The 19,179-nt window shown below is 37.2% G+C and carries 18 protein-coding genes, 1 tRNA gene and 1 pseudogene; 18 read left to right on the top strand and 2 right to left on the bottom strand.

The window, feature by feature from the left end; translation table 11 throughout:
• Positions 1–72 precede the first annotated feature (72 nt).
• From IEX12_RS21280 to IEX12_RS21220, 14 genes are all read left to right on the top strand, one after another.
• Positions 73–345: a DUF6944 family repetitive protein gene (locus tag IEX12_RS21280; RefSeq protein WP_088049796.1), complete on the top strand. Its 273-nt coding sequence runs from the start codon at positions 73–75 to the stop codon at positions 343–345.
• A 321-nt stretch (positions 346–666) separates the two neighbouring features.
• Positions 667–739, top strand: a tRNA-Val gene (locus IEX12_RS21275).
• 463 nt (positions 740–1,202) lie between these two features.
• Positions 1,203–2,153 carry a LacI family DNA-binding transcriptional regulator gene (locus IEX12_RS21270; RefSeq protein ID WP_088049815.1) on the top strand — a complete coding sequence of 317 codons (951 nt, stop codon included), beginning with the start codon at positions 1,203–1,205 and terminating at the stop codon, positions 2,151–2,153.
• Positions 2,154–2,219: 66 nt separating this feature from the next.
• Positions 2,220–2,825 carry an HAD family hydrolase gene (locus IEX12_RS21265; RefSeq protein ID WP_088049816.1) on the top strand — a complete coding sequence of 202 codons (606 nt, stop codon included), beginning with the start codon at positions 2,220–2,222 and terminating at the stop codon, positions 2,823–2,825.
• A 350-nt stretch (positions 2,826–3,175) separates the two neighbouring features.
• A complete protein-coding gene (locus IEX12_RS21260; protein ID WP_088049817.1) occupies positions 3,176–3,448 on the top strand; it encodes a hypothetical protein in 273 nt (90 codons plus the stop codon).
• A 337-nt stretch (positions 3,449–3,785) separates the two neighbouring features.
• Entirely contained in the window at positions 3,786–4,355 is a 570-nt protein-coding gene (locus IEX12_RS21255) for a histidine phosphatase family protein (protein WP_088049818.1), read from the top strand.
• A 63-nt stretch (positions 4,356–4,418) separates the two neighbouring features.
• Complete coding sequence (locus IEX12_RS21250; RefSeq protein ID WP_155555154.1) at positions 4,419–5,231, top strand: ABC transporter ATP-binding protein; 813 nt, start codon at positions 4,419–4,421, stop codon at positions 5,229–5,231.
• Positions 5,228–6,865 (top strand): hypothetical protein, encoded by a 1,638-nt coding sequence (locus IEX12_RS21245; protein WP_188725853.1) that lies wholly within the window; start codon positions 5,228–5,230, stop codon positions 6,863–6,865. Before IEX12_RS21250 ends, IEX12_RS21245 begins: the two co-directional genes overlap by 4 nt.
• A 436-nt stretch (positions 6,866–7,301) precedes the next feature.
• Complete coding sequence (locus tag IEX12_RS23975) at positions 7,302–7,388, top strand: putative holin-like toxin (RefSeq protein ID WP_371871412.1); 87 nt, start codon at positions 7,302–7,304, stop codon at positions 7,386–7,388.
• 214 nt (positions 7,389–7,602) lie between these two features.
• The gene (locus tag IEX12_RS21240; RefSeq protein ID WP_188725852.1) at positions 7,603–8,058 is read left to right on the top strand and encodes a GNAT family N-acetyltransferase; all 456 of its coding nucleotides are present in this window, start codon (positions 7,603–7,605) and stop codon (positions 8,056–8,058) included.
• 49 nt (positions 8,059–8,107) lie between these two features.
• The gene (locus IEX12_RS21235) at positions 8,108–8,635 is read left to right on the top strand and encodes a DinB family protein (RefSeq protein WP_188725851.1); all 528 of its coding nucleotides are present in this window, start codon (positions 8,108–8,110) and stop codon (positions 8,633–8,635) included.
• A gap of 724 nt (positions 8,636–9,359) precedes the next feature.
• Positions 9,360–10,874: an AbgT family transporter gene (locus tag IEX12_RS21230; protein WP_188725850.1), complete on the top strand. Its 1,515-nt coding sequence runs from the start codon at positions 9,360–9,362 to the stop codon at positions 10,872–10,874.
• A gap of 43 nt (positions 10,875–10,917) precedes the next feature.
• Complete coding sequence (locus IEX12_RS21225; protein WP_102415434.1) at positions 10,918–12,207, top strand: amidohydrolase; 1,290 nt, start codon at positions 10,918–10,920, stop codon at positions 12,205–12,207.
• 369 nt (positions 12,208–12,576) lie between these two features.
• Entirely contained in the window at positions 12,577–12,732 is a 156-nt protein-coding gene (locus tag IEX12_RS21220) for a hypothetical protein (RefSeq protein WP_188725849.1), read from the top strand.
• A 411-nt stretch (positions 12,733–13,143) separates the two neighbouring features.
• On the opposite strand, the pseudogene IEX12_RS21215 reads toward IEX12_RS21220, so the two are convergent.
• Positions 13,144–13,638, bottom strand: a pseudogene (locus IEX12_RS21215) (PTS sugar transporter subunit IIA).
• A 175-nt stretch (positions 13,639–13,813) separates the two neighbouring features.
• On the opposite strand from IEX12_RS21215, the gene IEX12_RS21210 reads away from it, so the two are divergent.
• Both IEX12_RS21210 and IEX12_RS21205 read left to right on the top strand, forming a co-directional pair.
• The gene (locus IEX12_RS21210; RefSeq protein WP_088049827.1) at positions 13,814–15,358 is read left to right on the top strand and encodes a PTS transporter subunit EIIC; all 1,545 of its coding nucleotides are present in this window, start codon (positions 13,814–13,816) and stop codon (positions 15,356–15,358) included.
• Positions 15,355–16,047, top strand: coding sequence for an N-acetylmannosamine-6-phosphate 2-epimerase (locus tag IEX12_RS21205; protein ID WP_088049828.1), 693 nt, complete (start codon positions 15,355–15,357; stop codon positions 16,045–16,047). Before IEX12_RS21210 ends, IEX12_RS21205 begins: the two co-directional genes overlap by 4 nt.
• A gap of 26 nt (positions 16,048–16,073) precedes the next feature.
• Here IEX12_RS21205 and IEX12_RS21200 read toward each other — a convergent pair whose 3' ends face one another.
• Positions 16,074–16,880, bottom strand: a complete 807-nt coding sequence (locus tag IEX12_RS21200) for a MurR/RpiR family transcriptional regulator (protein WP_088049829.1) — start codon at positions 16,878–16,880, stop codon at positions 16,074–16,076.
• 541 nt (positions 16,881–17,421) lie between these two features.
• Between IEX12_RS21200 and IEX12_RS21195 the strand changes: the two genes are divergently transcribed.
• Together IEX12_RS21195 and IEX12_RS21190 are read left to right on the top strand one after the other, a co-directional pair.
• Positions 17,422–18,024 carry a YvcA-related protein gene (locus tag IEX12_RS21195; RefSeq protein ID WP_102415433.1) on the top strand — a complete coding sequence of 201 codons (603 nt, stop codon included), beginning with the start codon at positions 17,422–17,424 and terminating at the stop codon, positions 18,022–18,024.
• Positions 18,025–18,032: 8 nt separating this feature from the next.
• The coding region (locus IEX12_RS21190; RefSeq protein ID WP_371871410.1) for a DUF6792 domain-containing protein at positions 18,033–19,179 on the top strand (1,147 nt) is incomplete at its 3' end.

Genomic DNA, 19,179 nt, shown 5'->3' with positions numbered 1-19,179 from the left:
AATTCTTTATCATATCGTTTGGCCATCTTAGACACTCCTAGAGATTATTATATTTAGTATAAAAATCCCCATTTGTTATGTCCAATTATTAGACTAACATCAAATCTTATTCAAGCGGCGGGTGGTAGTTTATCACTAACGGATGCATTAAGTGGTGAGCTTACAACAGAATCCCTTTACGACGTTTATGGAAATCTACTTCAAATTATTGGAAACTCCATGCAGGCAATATCGGGAATAAAGGAACTTAAGGGAGCAGATGATGAGATGATCAATACGGTTGGGGGCTGGATCCAGGCAATTGGATCGATTCTTTCAGTGATAGCTTCATATAAAGAGATGTAACGAAATTTATTTGGCTTATTCTTTTCTGCTTTTTGGCTCCAAACCGTCAATCTCTCTGCAAAATCCCGCGGAACATGTTAATCGTGTACGGATTCGAACGTCAATAAGCGGGATATAAGAAGGATAGTATTCTATTAAATAGAAGTTGATACAAATCAGCGTATGGAGACGAAAAGGGTTTCAATTTCGGGGATTAATTTTTCTGTCAAACGAAGAGGGTACAAGATGATGTTGGTCTGTTTTGATGGGAAAAGCACTTTTTTATTGACAGGATTTAGTCTGTTCTATATAGTAAAGGAGTCAGTAGTTTCATATAAATACGATTCCGTAGCTCAGCTGGGAGAGCGCCACCTTGACAGGGTGGAGGTCGTTGGTTCGAGCCCAATCGGAATCATAGCAATGGTTAGAGCTTGTTCATGCACAGAGCTCAACAGATGAGCTCACAAAAACCTCTCTAGGTACTCAGTACAGTTTAACTGTCAAGTATACTTAGGGAGGCTTTTTTGTTTGCTTATTGAAATGATTGAAGAACAGAGCCCAAGAATAGTTAAGTCTTTTCTTATGCGGCGCAGCCTCGAACAGCAGGTCCTTTTTATCCTTCCTTTAGAACACGCACTAGTAAGAAATTTTTTGATATTCTTCAAAAAATGATTACCTAAAATCTCAGCTTCACAACAACAGTACCTCTATATAAGGTAGAAATATGCTTTTTTTAGTAATTGATCAAATTTCCCCTGAAACAGTTTTTCACCAATTCCGTTACCCCAGACCTATGTATAATACCGTTTTGTTGCTACAATAGTGTTAGATACGTAAACTATGATACCGTTAAAAATCGCAAAAAGGGGGGATTTTAGATGGCCAATATACATGATATTGCTAAAAAGGCGGGTGTTTCGGCAACTACCGTTTCACGTGTGTTAAATAATCACAAGTATGTTTCCGATGAAAAAAGACGTGCTGTAAAAAACGCCATTGATGAACTAAATTATACACCAAACCGAAATGCAATTGATTTAATACGTGGCGAAACAAAACAAATCGGCGTTATTATTCCATATAACAATAACCAGGCTTTTGACCAAATGTTACATGGCGCTCTCAATAAATCTATCGAACACGGATATTCCGTTCTGGTTTTGCCGACAAGATATGATGCTAAAAAAGAACTCGAATATCTTTCCATGCTACAAACCAAAATGCTTGATGCGATTATAATTACATCCAGATCTAATGTATGGGGGGCAATTACGCCGTTTACGACATATGGACCTATCATCTCATGTGAATACACCGATCATGCGGAGATAGGCTGCTCTTACATGGACAGATACGCTTCATACGTAGATGCCTTTCATTTATTAAAGGAGAATGGACACGAGAAAGTAGCCTTTACAACAGCAAGAGGAATGGAAAGTAAAAGTACGATCCAGACATTTACCGCATATGAGGATGTTTTTGGCAAACCACCTAGCGAATACGTCATTTCAAGCTGTTATTCCCTTCAGGATGGATACCGTGCTGCCCAAAAACTTTTGCAACTGAAAGAAAAGCCTACCGCCATCTATGCAAACGGCGATGAAGTTGCAACGGGTATTTATCAATATGCTGTATCCCTTGGCATGCATATCCCCAATGACCTGGCTTTATTAGGACAAGAAAACCAGCCAATGGGGGTAGCTTTTGGCATCTCAACGGTTGACCACCAACTTATAAAAGTAGGCGAGCAAGCTTTCCAACTGGCAATTGAAAAATCAAAACAAAAAATAAAAATTCCTTATCAAATTATTCATCGTTCCTCCATTTAGGTATTGACCTGAAATGCATTTCATCCTTTATCCTATTCTAAACAATGAATGAGAAAGGATGATTTCATGTACACAACATTCATTTTCGATCTGGATGGTACAATCATTGATTCAGAACAAATCGGTCTAAAAGCGTTACAGGATACACTGAGAGCACAAGGTATCGAGAAGGAAATTGGGGAATTGCGTTTTGCACTTGGTATTCCCGGGCTGCGTACACTGGAAATACTAAATATTGCCGATATCCCAACAACTTTGGAATCTTGGGCGGCTAGAGAAAAGCCGTTTATGAAAAATGTACCCATTTTTCCCGACATGCTGGAAGTGATCACGCAATTGCCGAAAAAAGGGATCGTAACCTCGCAAACAAGAGAAGAATTGCAAAGCGGATTCTATCATTTGGGGATTGAGCATCATTTCCAAGCAATTGTCAGTGCGGATGATACAATCAAACATAAACCGAATCCTGATCCATTGGAATTTGGACTGCATTTAATGGGCTGTCGACCAGAAGAAACTATCTATATAGGAGATTCTATTTATGATTTGAGATGTGCTAACGCTGCTGGGGTAGACTTCGGGCTGGCTTTGTGGGGAGCCAAAAGCCGTTCGGAATTTGAACATGCTCAATATATTTTTGAAAAGCCAAAGGATATTTTGACCTTATGTTAAAACCGCTCCGTAGGCGGAAAATATAATGATGAACTAATGTGCCAAATAAATGGCTATAGCTATAGATGAATCAACTGAGGAAGAGCCATTACACCCTAAAGATTACCTCATCACTGTATAACGAGCGTGGATAAGTATATGTCTATGCTTATTGTTTTTTATACCCATTTCTTAAAGGATAGAGTGGCTTGAAAAGGGATACTATAATTATCAGTCAGCTAAAGAAAGTTTAGATTGCGATGGGCTAATAAAAAGAATGAATGTTATTCAAGATCCTATTGAATAGAACACATAAATCGAAAAATCCGGGGGAACAATATAATTCATCATGCATTATTGGAGGGTAATTAATGGTAAAACAGAACCTGGATCAACAATTACAACAGGCGAGCCAGTTAATACAAGATGCCAGAGAGGCTGTTCTGGGGGCACAAGGATCAGACCATCAACTATTGGAGCAAGCACATCAGCAGTTGCAGCAAGCGGAACAGGAATTACAAAATGCGCAAAGTCAAGCAGGAACTGAAGCAACGGAGAACCCGCAATTTCAGCAAGCATATGAACAGCTGCACGATATACGACAACAAATGCAGGAAGCACGTCAGAATGGTAATGATGTTTAAGGAATTACGGAGGAAACCTTCAACTGGAGGTTTTCTTTTTTCATCGTCGGGTAATTATAAAATTTGTCAGGCCAAGGATGACATTTGGACAGAGGTAGGTAGTTCATGATGTTTGATAAAAAGTGGCTTGTTCACTAGCGAACTTAACTGATTTACTGTCCAAAAAGGGCTAAATACTGTCCGAAAAGGTAAAAATACTGTCTAAACACAAAAAATTACTTCTTATGATTGCATTCATATACTATATTTGTAAGATGGGCATCAATTTGAGAAAATGATAGGGGAATTTGAACAGTTATAAAATTAAAATATTGAATACCTATAGAGGGGTGTAAAATTGTCGACTAACCTATACTTTGTCAGGCATGCTCATTCTACTTATACGCCGGATGAGATTGGGAGACCATTGTCAGAGCGGGGATTTATTGATGCAAAGACGGTGACAGAATTGCTTAAAACGGGGAACATTGACGAAGTGTATTCAAGTCCGTATAAGCGTACCATTCAAACTGTTCAAGGGATCGCCGAATACATAGATAAAGAGATTATCATCGGAAGTGATTTCAAAGAGCGCGTTTTGTCCGAAACACCGGTAGAAGATTTTGCCACAGCTATTTCAAATTTTTGGGAGAATTTTGACTTTTACTGGAAAGGTGGGGAATCGAATACTGTTGCGCAAAACAGAGGTATCAGGGCGGTAAGGAAATTATTGAAAAAACATAATGGAAAAAACATTGTAATAGGGATACATGGTAATCTGATGGTATTAATAATGAATTACTTCAATAACAATTATGGATTTGATTTTTGGATGGGGCTGGAAATGCCGGATATTTATCGGTTGTCTTTTGAAGGAAAGGAACTTATTGGTGTCAACAGGATTTGCAGGGATATTGGATGTGTTTAGAATTTAAAGGTACAACGATTTCTCTAGCAATAAAAAACCAGATTGATAGGTTGATAATACAAAATGGAGGTGTTGATTATCAATTGTAATGAAGAAAGAGTATTGTCACTAAAAAATGTAACCATACATTTCGATGGAAAGCAAGTCTTAGATGGAATCAATTTGGACGTATACCAAGGTCAAATTATCGGCTATATTGGCCCAAATGGTGCGGGAAAGAGTACGACATTGAAAATTATCCTCGGTTTAGTTGATGGATATGATGGGGAAGTTGAAATTTTTGGGCGGAACATTGCAGCCGGAAATCATACATACAAACGGAAAATCGGTTATGTGGCAGAGAACGCGGAAATTTACGATAATCTTACTGCTTGTGAATACTTGACGTTTATCGGTGAATTATACGGGATAGATCGAGTTCTAGCTGAAGATAAAGCGCTAAAGCTGATGCGGGCATTCGAAATGGATGACGTATTCCATACACGAATTTCATCTTTCTCCAAAGGAATGCGGCAAAAAGTGTTGATCATTTCAAGTTTGTTACATGATCCGGATCTGATTTTTCTTGACGAGCCTCTAAGTGGATTGGATGCGAACAGCGTTATGATCATTAAAGATATTCTGGAACAACTTGCTTCCAGAGGCAAAACGATTTTTTACTCATCCCATATTATGGATGTAGTCGAAAAGATCAGCAATCGCATTGTTTTGCTCATCGATGGAAAAATTGCTGCTGATGGTACTTTCGAAGAACTGAGAGAGCAAAGCAAACAAGGATCGTTGGAAGGGATCTTTAATCAATTAACTGGTTTTGACGAGCATCAACACACAGCTGAGAAATTCGTTGATATTGTTATGGATGGTGAGGAAAAATGAATGACTACCGTTCATTGAAATTCCTTGATCTTTTTCAATCCATATTTCGATCAATAAATATCGACTATGATGTAATGCGGAAAATCCTGCAAATCAAGCTAACGATGGATCAGCGGCGTGTGCCAACCATTTTTGCGAACAGTACATCGAAAAAGAAAGATAGCAATCAGTTCCTGAAATCTTTAGGTATTTATGCTTTGTATGGTTTGGCTCTTATCCCATTTTTATTTTTGGGAGAAAATTATATGTTTCAGTCAAGTATCATGTTTGGTATCACCATGTTTATTCTGATGACATCGATGATTTCCGATTTTTCATCTGTCTTATTGGATGTTCGCGATAAAACCATCTTACATACAAAACCACTGAATACGAGAACGGTAAATGCTGCAAAAATTATCCACGTTACGATTTATATGACGATGTTGACAGGTGCGTTCATTGCTATTCCTGCTATTGTCATGTTATTTGTAAAGGGTTTTGCATATTTCCTTGTGTTTTTTGTTGAGATTATTTTACTGGTTTTATTTATTATGGCACTTACTGCAATGGTTTATATTTTTGTATTAAGGTTTTTCAGCGGGGAGCGGTTAAAGGATATCATCAACTACGTGCAAATCCTTTTATCAGTCGGTATTGTTGTGGGATACCAAATCGTGATAAGAGCTTTCGATTTTGTCGATCTTAATTTCACATATGATTTTAGCTGGTGGCATGTGTTCATTCCGCCGATCTGGTTTGCAGCCCCATTTGAATTGTTGTTGAATCAGGACTATGCATCCGTCATGATCATTCTATCCTTGTTAACGCTGATTGTACCAATTGTTTCGATCATCGTTTATTATCGTCTCATGCCAACTTTTGAACGAAACTTACAAAAGTTGATGGAGGATACAGCGAAAGCCAAAAAATCAAGGTGGAATTTCCGAAACCTGTGGGAGCGTTTACTCTGTTCTAGCAAAGAAGAGAGACTATTTTTCCGGTTTTCACAGATTATGATGGGCAGGGAAAGAGAATTTAAACTGAAGGTATATCCATCGTTGGGGATGGCGTTGGTATTTCCGTTTATTTTTGTATTTAATGCATTAAATACAGAATCGTTTTCGGAACTGGCTACTAGCAGGGTTTACCTAAATATTTATTTTTGTAATATTATTATTGGTGTTGTTGTACATATGCTGAAGTTCTCAGGGAAATACAAAGGGGCTTGGGTTTTTCAAGTAACACCGATTAAAAAGACGGAACGATTTTATAGTGCAACACTCAAAGCTTTTTTGGTAAAACTTTATGTGCCGGTTTACTTGATTCTTTGTGTTGCGTTCATTGCCATTTTTTCGTTTCGGATTCTGCCTGATTTAGTTATCGTTTTTGTGACCGCGGTGTTAAACACACTGATTGCATATAAGGTAATTAATAATGAAGAATTCCCATTTACTCAAGCCTTTGAGTCAGCACAGGAAGGCGCCAATTCGATAAAATACTTCTTACTAATGTTTCTTGTCGCCTTATTTGCCGGATTGCATTTTCTGGCAACGACTATTCCGTTTGGGATTTATATCTACCTGGCTATTTTATTGGTTGTAACGTTTGTAGCTTGGAGGATGGTGTTTTCTAAGAGGGAATTGGTGGTTTAGATAGTATATAACTATTGCAAATGGAACTAAGATATTATGAGGCAAAAAATATAAAAAGTGTTGTGGAAGGTAGTCGAATGAATGCGTAAATAAATTTTTGAAATAGGTCATACGCTGGTCTTCTTAATTTCTGTCATAAACTAGTAATTAAGCAAAAATGTTCATTCATTTTTTAAAACATTAGGAAATTCTCAGGATTTTTGAATACCGTCTGAATTTGATAAATTACTGTCCACACGATGAAGTGATCGTGATTTTTTCAAACGTGTTTCTTGGCAAATATATTCTGACAAATCACAAGAAAATATCTCATTAAAAATTTGGGAATAGTTCGTGACAGTGGTATAATGATTACATGCAATAGTCGTGTTTTTCTCAAGGGGGGTCGGCGCATTCCGTCGTTGTAGTGTCTTGCGATATGCTATAACGAAAGGGGATGATGCCTCTGTCTGTTTTTGAGACAATGGTTTTAATGATCGCATTTGCAACACTCGTTGTAACGATCGTCGACCATAAAAAATAGACCTCCCTTGGATTATCAGCCGGGCGAGGTCTATTCTTGTCTGCGCTGACCCCTCTTGAAGGGGAAGCGACCCATTGCTGACCGAAGATATTGCAGTATCTTCGGTCTTCTTATTTTATGACTGTTTTGTATTTCTATGTTTATTATAACACAAAAACGTGATTTGCAAACAAAAAACTGTTCTAAAAAAGGCTAAAACAATGGAGGAGATACAATGCAAATTAGAGAATTAAACGTTAATGAAAAACCTCCAATAGAATTATTGTTACTGGCTGATCCTTCTCAAAAATTGGTAGAGGAATATTTGAAACGAGGGGAATGTTATGTAGCTGATAACAATAAAGAAATAATAGGAGTTTACGTACTGCTTCCTACAAGACCAGAGACAGTTGAAATAGCTAATATTGCTGTTTCTGAGAACGAACAAGGAAAAGGTGTTGGAAAGGAGTTGATAATGGATGCAATTCAAAAAGCAAAAGCAATGGGCTATAAAACCATTGAGGTTGGAACGGGTAATTCAAGTATAGGACAATTAGCTTTTTATCAGAAATGTGGATTTAGGATGACTAGTATTGATAGCGATTTTTTTATAAGACATTATCAGGATGACATTTTTGAAAATGGTATTTGGTGCAGAGATATGATACGTTTAACCCGGGATTTAAGCTGACGTTGAACGAGGAATATCGAATGTACAATCACAGAAAGGAGTAGATTGTATGCATTTTAAATTGGAAGAAGCTATTGAGGTTCTGGAACGGACACCAAAGACATTGGCGTATTTTTTATCGGGATTGTCGGAGGACTGGGTGCAATGTAATGAAGGAGAAGGGACCTGGAATGCCTCCGAAGTGATTGATCACCTTATAGAAGGGGAGAAAAATAACTGGATACCGAGGCTGCGATTTATGCTTCAAGAAGGAGAGAATAAAGCATTTCCGTCATTTGATCGCTATGCGCACTTAAATGGTATGCAAGAATTGTCGATTAAAGAGAAATTGCTTGAATTCCAAATGATAAGAGAACAGAACATAATAAAGCTTAAGAAGTTGGTTAACCCGGAATTGGATTTGGAATCGACTGGACTACATCCGGCATTTGGTGTAGTCAAGGTAAGAGAGTTAATTTCAACGTGGGTAGTTCATGACTTAACACACATTTCTCAAATTGTACGAGTGATGGCCGAGCGATACAGGGAGGATGTAGGTCCGTGGATCGAATATTTGGGAGTGTTGAAAAAAGATTAGTTCCGAGAAAGGTTGGGTTTGAATGATAATTCCTGTGCAATTAACAGAGCAATTTTTCCAGTTTTGACTGAATAGGGGCACGATTGAAAATATCACTTAAATAGGCACATGTTGCCAATATAGTCATGTTGTTTTTGTTATAGAATTCTGGTAGCGTAAACATTTGCACGAAGTCTGCTAAACTTGATTAATCCATGTAAAGAACTGGGCTGCTGCTTTTTGCCCGGTTTTTTCAAGTCAACCATTTATTTGATAACTGCAATATTAAACTTCCATTCATCATCACCGTCATATAGATTTAAAAAGCCTTCCCATATATGTTCAAGTTTGCTGAATTATATTTTGTTCACATAAGTTCCTATATTAATTATTGGTAAATAGTAACATCACTTACTACATTTGAATTTCCAAAGGAGACATCGAGGGTTAAATTACGTCCATAGTTGCAACGAAAAAAATATATTGAAATTTTGTAAAAAGTAAAGACACGACTGAAGGTTTTTAGTAATATAACATTCAAGGAACATAAACATCTTATTATAATTTGGCTTTTTAAGAATTGCTATTGGAATAAATGACGGAATAATATGAATATTGTCTCGGCGGAGATGTGATTACTTTAAAAAAATAAATAATACAAACTCTCCTGGTTCCAAGTGATGTTACTCCTTAAAAACTGATTAACCATTAAATTGTATAAAAATATGCGAAAGCGAGTGATGATATGAAAAACACCAAAAAAAGTTTATTTGAAAAGTTTCTTGATGTAGTAGAAAAGCTCGGGAATAAACTTCCAGATCCATTTATGCTATTTGTCATCTTAACGGTTCTAATGGTTATAATCTCTTATATATTCAGTTTATTTAATACCTCGGTCGTTCACCCTGGAACAGGTGAAGCGTTACAAATCAAAAATTTATTATCTAGTGAAGGACTGCAGTTTATCTTAACATCAATAATCGAAAACTTTACTGGTTTTGCACCATTAGGAGTAGTATTAGTAATGATGTTAGGTATTGGTTTAGCAGAAAAAGTTGGTATGCTGGACTATGCTATTAGAAAGACTATTTTAAATTCGCCGTCGTATATGGTCACATATACTGTCGTTTTTATAGGAATCCTTGGAAATCTGGCGTCAGATGCTGCAGTTGTATTAATTCCTCCTTTGGCAGCAATGGTTTTTTATAAAATCGGACGTCATCCACTTGCAGGCCTGGCAGCTGGTTTTGCGGGGGCAGGAGCAGGTTTTACGGCTAATTTATTTATAGCCGGAACCGATGCACTACTGGCAGGAATTTCAACAGAGGCAGCTGCAATTTTGGATGAATCGATTGTGGTCACACCAGTTGACAACTGGTACTTTAACATCGTTTCCGTATTTGTATTAACAATCGTTGGTGGGCTTGTAACAACCAAATTCATTGAACCTAGATTAGGAGAGTATAAGGGTGATGCGGTAGAAGAGGAGGGGCATGAAGAACTTCCGAACGCAAATAAAGGCTTTAGAAATGCCGTTATTTCGGGTTTAATATATATCGCAATTGTTGCAATAACTATATTTATTCCGAGCAGTCCACTAACAAATGAAGATGGGGGAATTGTCCCTTCTCCATTTCTTTCAGGAATAATCCCGATAATTCTGTTATTCTTTATCATAGTTGCAGTTACCTTCGGGGTCACGGTCGGAAAAATAAAATCGAGTAAAGACGTAAGTGAATATATGGCTGAATCTATGAAGGATATGTCCAGTTATATTGTATTGGTTTTTGCTATTGCACAGTTCATTGCATTTTTTAACTGGTCCAATCTAGGTACATGGGTTGCTGTAAATGGAGCTGAATTCCTGAAAGATATTAACTTCACAGGTATAGGCTTGATTCTAGGTTACATTATTTTTACAGCATTAATGAACTTTTTGATTACATCCGGGTCAGCAAAATGGGCAATAGAAGCACCTATTTTTATTCCAATGTTCATGCAATTGGGGTATCATCCTGCATTTACTCAAGTAGCCTACCGTATAGCGGATTCGTCAACAAACATTGTGACACCGTTATTTCCGTATATGGTTATCATTCTGGCGTTTATGCAAAAATATGACAAGAAAGCAAGTATAGGAACGTATATTTCGTTAATGCTTCCATATACGATTACATTTTTAATCGCTTGGATCATATTGATTTTCGTATTTTTCTATACGGGTATTCCGTTTGGTCCAGGGGTTCATCCGTTTTTATAGGACAACGACTAATTTGCTGTTTTTAGGAAAGGGGAGAAGCAAAATGGAAAAAGTGAATCTGGCAAAACAATTAGTTGAATGGAGAAGGGACTTTCACCAGTACCCTGAAACAGGATTTCTGGAAATGAGAACCGCATCCATTTTAGCATCCATTCTTGCCGATTTAGGATTTGATCTGCAACTTGGAAAAGAAGTAATGTCTGATCACCATTGTATGGGAAAACCGGATGAAGAATCAACAAAAAAACATTTGCAATGGGCTATGACAAATGGGGCAAATAAAAACTATATTGAATATTTTTCAGGAGGTTATACCGGAGTGGTTGCTACACTAGATACTAAAAAAGAAGGGCCAACCATAGCCTACCGGTTTGATATGGATGCACTTGATATTAATGAATCGGATGACGGGGATCATTATCCAAATCTGGAATGCTTTAAATCGAAAATTCCTGATAAAATGCATGCATGTGGACATGATGCTCATATGTCCATTGGTTTAGGCTTGGCTACTTTACTCACAGCTAATAAAGATAATTTATGTGGAAAAATTAAGCTAATTTTTCAACCAGCCGAAGAAGGAACACGTGGAGCTAAATCCATGGTTCAAGCAAATGTTGTCGCAGATGTAGATTATCTCGTTGCTTCACATATTGGGACGGGGGTTCCCCATAACCACTTTGTTGCAGCCAATAATGGGTTTTTAGCTACCACAAAGCTGGATATTTCATTTAATGGTATGGCATCCCATGCTGGAAGCAGGCCTGAGGAAGGGAAAAATGCCTTATTAGCCGCAGCATCTGCTGCTTTAAATATATATGCAATTCCTCGTCATTCAGAGGGCACTACAAGAGTGAATGTAGGTGAGTTACATGCAGGAACTGGCAGAAATATTATCGCGAACCAAGCCAAACTGAAGGTGGAAACCCGAGGAGAAACCTCCTCCATTAATGATTATGTGAAGGATCAAGTTGAATCGATTGTTGCCGGAGCAGCAACGATGTACCAAATAGACTACGATATTGAAGTAGTAGGTGAAGGACTAAGCTGTCGATGCTCTACAGATTTAGCTTCTATTTTAAATGAGTGTGCACAAGAATCTTCTGCGATTGCGGAAAGTTTTATTGAAAATAATGATAGTGCCGGTTCCGAGGATGCTACGTACTTTATGGAAGCCGTACAAAAAAATGGTGGATTAGCAACTTATTGCATATTTGGAACCGAGTTAGCAGCCGGACATCATAATGAGAAATTTGATATTAATGAGGATACGTTATTACCAGCAGTTGAAATTTTGTATAGTTCTGTTGTGAAATTGTGTGAGAAAGAATAATGGGAGTGAACTTTTTGACGGACTGTCCTGAAAGCTTTGCTTATGGGACAGCTTATTTTTTTAACGGGAAGTGCCAATTTATTAATCGTAACTTTAAGCTTTTTCTAAAGAAAGTAAAACGTATTAGAATACTGATTAAGAACCGTTTTTAACAAATAGTACCTATCCTTGTCTCTGTTCCATAGAATAATAATTCGAAATAGGTTAAATAGTTCCAACTGCCCTTAAAACCATACCTGAAATTTTGTATAATGGAAGTGATTGGTTGAATTATCTAAATGAGGAAATGTAATATGGTTCTTTAAAAGTGATGATGTTGGCAATCATATCTAATATTTAGGAAAGCATAAAGAAATGGAGTGTTGATTTATGGAGTTATTTATTGCAATATTTCCCCTTTTATTCTGGATGGCAGTTATCGCATTGGTCGTTTTGTTTATCGTTAAAAAAGTAAAAAAGACGAGAAGGGAATTGGAAGAACGAATTGCAAGTTTAGAAGAGAGGCAGAACCCTAATAGTGAATGAGATTATTGATTAATTTTTTACAATAATTAAACTGGCAATGGAGCATTGGGGAAATTATCGTACATACGGAAGGAATAGCGGATTACCGATGCGTATTCACAGCAATTATGGGGAGCAGGAAGACATCATTAGAAAGCATTTATTCATCCTGAACGATGACCCGATCTTCTTCCCCAGAGGACTCGGCCGCATTAGGATATAATTTAATGCATTGCAGCAAAATGGCATAGTTCCCCGTTCATGATCTGCTACTAGCAGCGAATCCGGTAAACCCCGTCGAAGCGATAACTAACATAAACAGGCTGTTATACGAGAATGAAATCCATCAATTTAACAAGACAATATGAAAGCTCGAACCCTTAAATCGAACAAAATAGAGTTGTTTAATTCCGATACAATTATCTTTATTCGTTACTTCCTAACTACTAAAATTTCATCCTTACCTGCTTCAACATTGTTTTTTCCAAGTTTTTGGATTTCACTCATTTCATCTGTGTTTGTAATAATGACAGGCGTAATTGTACTTGAGGCTTTCTCCTCAATCATATCTTTATCAAAAGTTATCAGTTTCTTACCTGTATTTACAACGTCACCTTCCTGAACATATACAGTAAAACCTTCTCCTTTTAAGTTAACAGTTTCAAGTCCGATATGGATTAATATTTCTGCACCATTCACCGTTCTTATTCATATCGCATGTTTAGTAGGAAAAACTTGAATAATCTTTCCTTGCACAGGAGATACAACCTTTCCATTTGCAGGTTTACATGCAACACCCTCACCCATCATTTTTTCCGAGAAGACAGGGTCTGGTACTTCTTCCAACTGAATCATTTCTCCGTCAATTGGAGCCAATATCGTGATACTATTATCTGAATTCTGGTTCTTAAAGAATTTTTTAAACATGTTTTTCCCACCTTTTAAAAAGTATAGATGTAAGTTCAATATTACATTATAAAGATAGCTACATTTCATGTTAGTGTTCATTTTGAAAACGTATAAAAATCTCTTGATAAAAATAGTTTACAGTATTAAAATTAAAATGTAAATAGTTTTCATAATAAGAATAGAGGTGGAAAGTATGAAAAATGCCTTTTTTGAGAAGGCACAGCGGTTTGGTAAATCATTTATGCTTCCAATAGCTGTTCTTCCGGCGGCCGGATTATTACTCGGAATTGGCGGTGCATTTAGTAATCCGGCAACAATCCAAAGCTACACGTTTCTTGATCAGCCATGGCTGCAAGCGATTTTTACCATTATGAGCTCTGCTGGTAATATCGTTTTTGCCAATTTGGCAGTGATATTTGCGGTGGGTGTTGCCATTGGTCTTGCCAGATCCGACAAAGGTACAGCCGGGTTGGCGGCAATGCTAGGTTACCTGGTAATGAATGCAACTATCAATGCCATGTTAAACATTACCGGAAAATTGGCAGAGGATAACCTTGCAGAGGTCGGACAAGGGATGATTCTTGGAATACAGTCACTGGAAACAGGTGTATTTGGTGGTGTCATTTTAGGATTAATGACGTATTGGCTTCACCAAAAATATAATAAAGTGGAATTGCCAAAATTCCTCGGTTTTTTTGGCGGATCCCGGTTCATTCCTATAATAACCGCTTTTATGTCAATTATTTTAGGGGTTGTGTTATTTTATATATGGCCAGTAATTCAGTCGGGTATTTTTTCTTTAGGTAGTCTTGTTGACGCGACAGGTTACATTGGTACATTCATATATGGATTTATTTTACGTTTACTCGGACCGTTTGGATTGCATCATATTTTTTATATACCATTTTGGACGACGAGCCTTGGAGGTTCCATGATCATTGATGGTACATTGGTTGAAGGGACACAGCGCATTTTCTTTGCTCAACTTGCACAACCAGATGTTGAACAGTTCTTCATTGGGACAGCTCGTTTCATGGCGGGAAGACATATTACCATGATGTTTGGACTGATTGGAGCATGTTTAGCCATTTATCATACAGCTAAGCCAAAAAATAAAAAGAAGGTTCTTGGTTTGATGTTATCTGCCGGGTTAACGTCATTTTTAACAGGTATAACGGAGCCAATTGAATTTTCATTTTTATTCATAGCGCCAGTTTTATACGTAGTGCATGCCGTTTTCGATGGACTTGCATTTATGTTGGCGCATATTTTTGAAATAACCATTGGACAAACGTTTTCGGGAGGATTTATTGACTTTCTTTTATTTGGAGTATTACAAGGAAATGATAAAACAAATTGGATAATGGTTCCGATTATAGGTATTGTATGGTTTTTCCTATATTACTTCACATTTAAGTTTATGATCAAAAAGTTTAATTTTAAAACACCTGGACGTGAAGATGATAATGTGGAATCACGTACGTTTACTAAAAGTGAAAGAGCTGAAGCAATTATATCAGGATTAGGCGGGGAATCGAACATTAAAGATGTTGATAATTGTGCAACTCGGCTAAGAGTTAGTGTGCATAATTCCGAACTTGTGCAAAAAGATGACTTAATGAAAACTGGTGCAAAGGGTGTCGTGGCAAGTGGAAATGGTGTACAGGTGATTTACGGACCCGAAGTATCCACTATAAAAAATCAGGTAGAAGAAGCGTTAGGAGATATTGAATCATGAATGTGTTGAATCAGCTAAAAAAGCAATTAATTGTATCTTGTCAGGCGTTAGAAGATGAGCCATTGCATTCCCCGGCAATAATGGGGAAAATGGCAGTTGCCGCTTTAGAGGGTGGGGCGAAAGGAATTCGAGCCAATTCTGTTGCAGACATCAAAGAGATTAAACAGCAGGTAAACCTTCCAATTATCGGAATTATTAAACAGGACTATGAAGACAGTGATGTTTATATTACTCCAACCATAAAGGAAGTAAAATCATTGTTAACTGTAAAAGCGGATATTATTGCCATCGATGCAACGAATCGTAAAAGACCGAATAATGAAGACCTGGCGGATATTGTCCAATACGTTAAATCTCAAAAGAATAATGTCGTTTTGATGGCGGACGTCTCCTCAGTAGGTGATGCAATTCGTGCAGAAAAAATAGGGTTTGATTGCATTTCTACTACTTTAGTGGGTTACACGGAAGAAACGAAAGGAGCCAACATTGCAGATAATGATTTTGCTTTATTAAAGGAAATAATTGCCGCGGTTTCCATACCAGTAATTGCTGAAGGAAAAATTGACACCCCATTGAAGGCTGTTAAAGCTCTTGAAAATGGAGCATATTTTGTTGTTGTAGGGAGTGCCATTACGCGGCCGCAATTAATAACGAAAACATTTTCTGACTCCATAAAAAAACATTTATAAAAAATATAGAACCAGTAATGCTGGTTCTATATTTTTTTGTATTCATTTAAGGCGTCTAATGTTTGATCATGTTTTTTTCGAGTTTCTTTATCAAATAGAAGCATCATACTAAGTACGTCCAACGAAATGACAATTGAAAGCTGGCTATTCATAAAACCTGATTCCTGATATGATTTTAAACTGGCAGTGTATAAAATAAGATCAGAGCTGTTAGCTAAACTAGTTTCGGAAAAGTTGGTAATGGATATGATTTTGGCCTGGTTTCGTTTTGCAAGTTTAACACCATCGATTACCTCTTTGGTTTGCCCTGAACTGGAAATAGCTATGACGACATCGTTACTGGAAAGAATGGATGAGTTAATAATCATGGCATGTGAATCTGTATGGGTATCAACGGAAAAACCCATCCTCGAAAGACGCACTTTTAATTCCTCTGCTGACAACCCGGAGCTCCCAAGTCCATAAATATGAATGCCTTCTGATTCGGAGATCCATTTACAGGCGATTTCATAATTATGTACAGATGTAAGTGAATTAGTTGATTTAATAACGGAATGATAAATTTGCTCCACTTTTTCAATGGCATTATGTGTTTCAAAGGTCTGTTCAACCGCATCCCTCAGCAGGATTTTAAATTCGACAAAACTAGTCGCACCTATTTTTTTGCAAAAGCGTGTAATTGTTGCGATTGATACATTAATTTGATCAGCTAATTCCTGTATATGGATATTTAATAAGGTTTTATTGTGATGAATAACATAATCTGCAATTTTTTTCTCCGTTTTACTCAATGTCTGGTATTTTAATTGAATTTGGTCCAGGATAGAACTCATTTTGTTGCCTCCAAGAATGGATCTATATCGTTTATGTTCATTATATAGGATAAACTGGCAAATTGGAATTAGGTTGGTAGCGATACTCGTGTTGTGCATGCAAATCGGATGAAGTTTACGAAAAACGAAAAGGTGTGATTCATCAAGCTATTGAAGAGCAGCTGAAAGACCTATGCAGGTTATGGGCAAAACGAAAAAGGGAATGGGAATTGAAGTAGTTCATCAAACGGATTGTATGGGATCCTAGGAAAAGATATGTACGGAAAGTAAAGTGGATGATAAAAAACGTAATGAAATCATCAAGTTCAAAGGTGCCAACGGTGATTAATTCACATCTAGATCAAAAATCCTATGACAATAGAATTATTTTTGCGAATATTCATGCTGAAACTACACTTCTTACGCGTCACTATGTATACTGAAACCAAGTATGTGTAGAAATGATAGCTATACAACTAGAAGGATATTGGAGGCTGAAATTGTGAAATATTGGATTCATGTCTTATTATCCATATCGATTATACTGCTGGGAGGTTGTCAAATGGATAATGATAAAACGAATACCAAACCATCTGAAATGAATCCGGAAGACTTACCGGATGTGCGAGCGTTTCATGATGAATTTACCCGAGATTTTTTACAATCCGCAGAGGAAACAAGGGAGGGGTATTACCCTTTTTTGTCGGGAACGGGGGCATATAAGATGGATTTTCCAGCTGGTGGGGTTATAGGAGAGCAGGGATACAGTAAGGAGAAAAAGGATTTTGAAAGTTTCATTATAGGTGTTGAAAATGATAATGGAACTGAATCGTCAATTGAAATGAAATATTACTCCTATAAAAGATCCGAATTTGCATCATCAGGTATGGGAAATTTAGAAAAGAGTATGGGGAAGGAACTTCAATTTAAAAAAGTCTCGCAACAGGGTAAAACATATTATTTTGCACCTTTTAAACGCGATTCAAATATTTACGGTTATGCATCATTTATTCAAAATGAGGTAGATGGTGGGGGAATACTCGTAATTTATACAACAGAGTGTAACGAATCTGGGACCGAATGTGAAAAAATTAAGGAATCTGAAAAAGAAAAAATAGTTAGTTGGTTGAAATCAATTGAATTTATACAATTGAATAAGGGGTAGTGAGTAGAATGTCAACAGATCATAAAATTTTAAAAACTGACGAAATTCGTTTAAGACTTGTTGAGTTGGAATATGATGATTTATCAAATGAGGAGTTTATAAAACGAATTAAACGTGTTTACCTTGAAGAATTTGGGGAAGAACTACCCGCAAATGTTGATGTATTCCATTCCTCGCAGTCTAAAATGTTAAAAAGTGATACTTCCGGGTATGATGGAACCGCAATTCATTTTTCCTCGGAAGACAATAATATAGATGAAGTATATGTGATATCACAAGGATCTCAAGGAATAGAGGATTGGGAATACAATGTAAAATCTATGTTTGCAGGATTAGAATATTCACAGGCCGAAAAAACAAGAGATTTTGTCGAAGAGGCAAAAAGGGAATTTGGTGTCATTGCAGAGGAGGAGGATTCAGCCCCCGTTATCGGTTTATCACATTCTTTAGCACATAATAATAACACTACTGCATATTTAGCTTATGACACATTCGATGAAATATATAGTGTCAATGGGGCACAAACTAATTATTATCAGCTTTATTATGCCCATAATAATTTTGCAGAAGAGGTGAGGAAGCATTTTAATATCTCACGGGCAGATAGTGATGCTATCCGTAACATCGACCCAGACAAATTACGCACATTCGCTGAAGACTTTTACAAAGACAAAGCCAAAAGCATCCACCAAATTATTTCAGAGGACGATCCGCTATACGCTGTAAGCGGGGTTCGAGGATTCTTCACACTTGGTGATGTGAGGTTCGTTGATTCAATTCCAGACTATCCAGGTTTGCGTTCCATCATGGATGACATTCCGGATGATGTAGTGAAGGATCTGCAGGAGCTTGCTATTCAATACACTGTCTCCTCCCAAAATGGCGGGACAAATGCTGCTATTCAGGATTTGTTGGGCGTAAACATGGGTGTCGTTAACCAATTTGATGGAATTTGGAGTGTGGCAAAGGTATATGCGACAAACCAGTCCGAGATTGATACGATGATTCGCGATGTAAATGATAAGCTTCCCGGATTGCTCGCTCAGGTAAAAACGGTTACAACGAATGCTGATGTAATCTTTCAGCGATTTGTAGATGCCGGATATATCAGTGTTGATCAAAAGGATTTAATCGTCACCGAACTTACCAACATTC

The sequence above is a fragment of the Lentibacillus populi genome, assembly GCA_014642895.1.
GTDB lineage: Bacteria > Bacillota > Bacilli > Bacillales > Amphibacillaceae > Lentibacillus_C > Lentibacillus_C populi.
The sequence above is the reverse complement of the archived record's forward strand: the minus strand, read 5'-3'. Positions and strand labels throughout refer to the sequence as shown.

Excerpts from the sequence above, each read along its gene's own strand:
- IEX12_RS21270 (WP_088049815.1), top strand. The coding sequence starts at position 1,203 with ATGGCCAATATACATGATATTGCTAAAAAGGCGGGTGTTTCGGCAACT.
- IEX12_RS21265 (WP_088049816.1), top strand. The coding sequence starts at position 2,220 with ATGTACACAACATTCATTTTCGATCTGGATGGTACAATCATTGATTCA.
- IEX12_RS21260 (WP_088049817.1), top strand. The coding sequence starts at position 3,176 with ATGGTAAAACAGAACCTGGATCAACAATTACAACAGGCGAGCCAGTTA.
- IEX12_RS21250 (WP_155555154.1), top strand. The coding sequence starts at position 4,419 with ATGGAGGTGTTGATTATCAATTGTAATGAAGAAAGAGTATTGTCACTA.
- IEX12_RS21245 (WP_188725853.1), top strand. The coding sequence starts at position 5,228 with ATGAATGACTACCGTTCATTGAAATTCCTTGATCTTTTTCAATCCATA.
- IEX12_RS23975 (WP_371871412.1), top strand. The coding sequence starts at position 7,302 with ATGATGCCTCTGTCTGTTTTTGAGACAATGGTTTTAATGATCGCATTT.
- IEX12_RS21240 (WP_188725852.1), top strand. The coding sequence starts at position 7,603 with ATGCAAATTAGAGAATTAAACGTTAATGAAAAACCTCCAATAGAATTA.
- IEX12_RS21235 (WP_188725851.1), top strand. The coding sequence starts at position 8,108 with ATGCATTTTAAATTGGAAGAAGCTATTGAGGTTCTGGAACGGACACCA.
- IEX12_RS21230 (WP_188725850.1), top strand. The coding sequence starts at position 9,360 with ATGAAAAACACCAAAAAAAGTTTATTTGAAAAGTTTCTTGATGTAGTA.
- IEX12_RS21225 (WP_102415434.1), top strand. The coding sequence starts at position 10,918 with ATGGAAAAAGTGAATCTGGCAAAACAATTAGTTGAATGGAGAAGGGAC.
- IEX12_RS21220 (WP_188725849.1), top strand. The coding sequence starts at position 12,577 with ATGGAGTTATTTATTGCAATATTTCCCCTTTTATTCTGGATGGCAGTT.
- IEX12_RS21210 (WP_088049827.1), top strand. The coding sequence starts at position 13,814 with ATGAAAAATGCCTTTTTTGAGAAGGCACAGCGGTTTGGTAAATCATTT.
- IEX12_RS21205 (WP_088049828.1), top strand. The coding sequence starts at position 15,355 with ATGAATGTGTTGAATCAGCTAAAAAAGCAATTAATTGTATCTTGTCAG.
- IEX12_RS21200 (WP_088049829.1), bottom strand. The coding sequence starts at position 16,880 with ATGAGTTCTATCCTGGACCAAATTCAATTAAAATACCAGACATTGAGT.
- IEX12_RS21195 (WP_102415433.1), top strand. The coding sequence starts at position 17,422 with ATGGATAATGATAAAACGAATACCAAACCATCTGAAATGAATCCGGAA.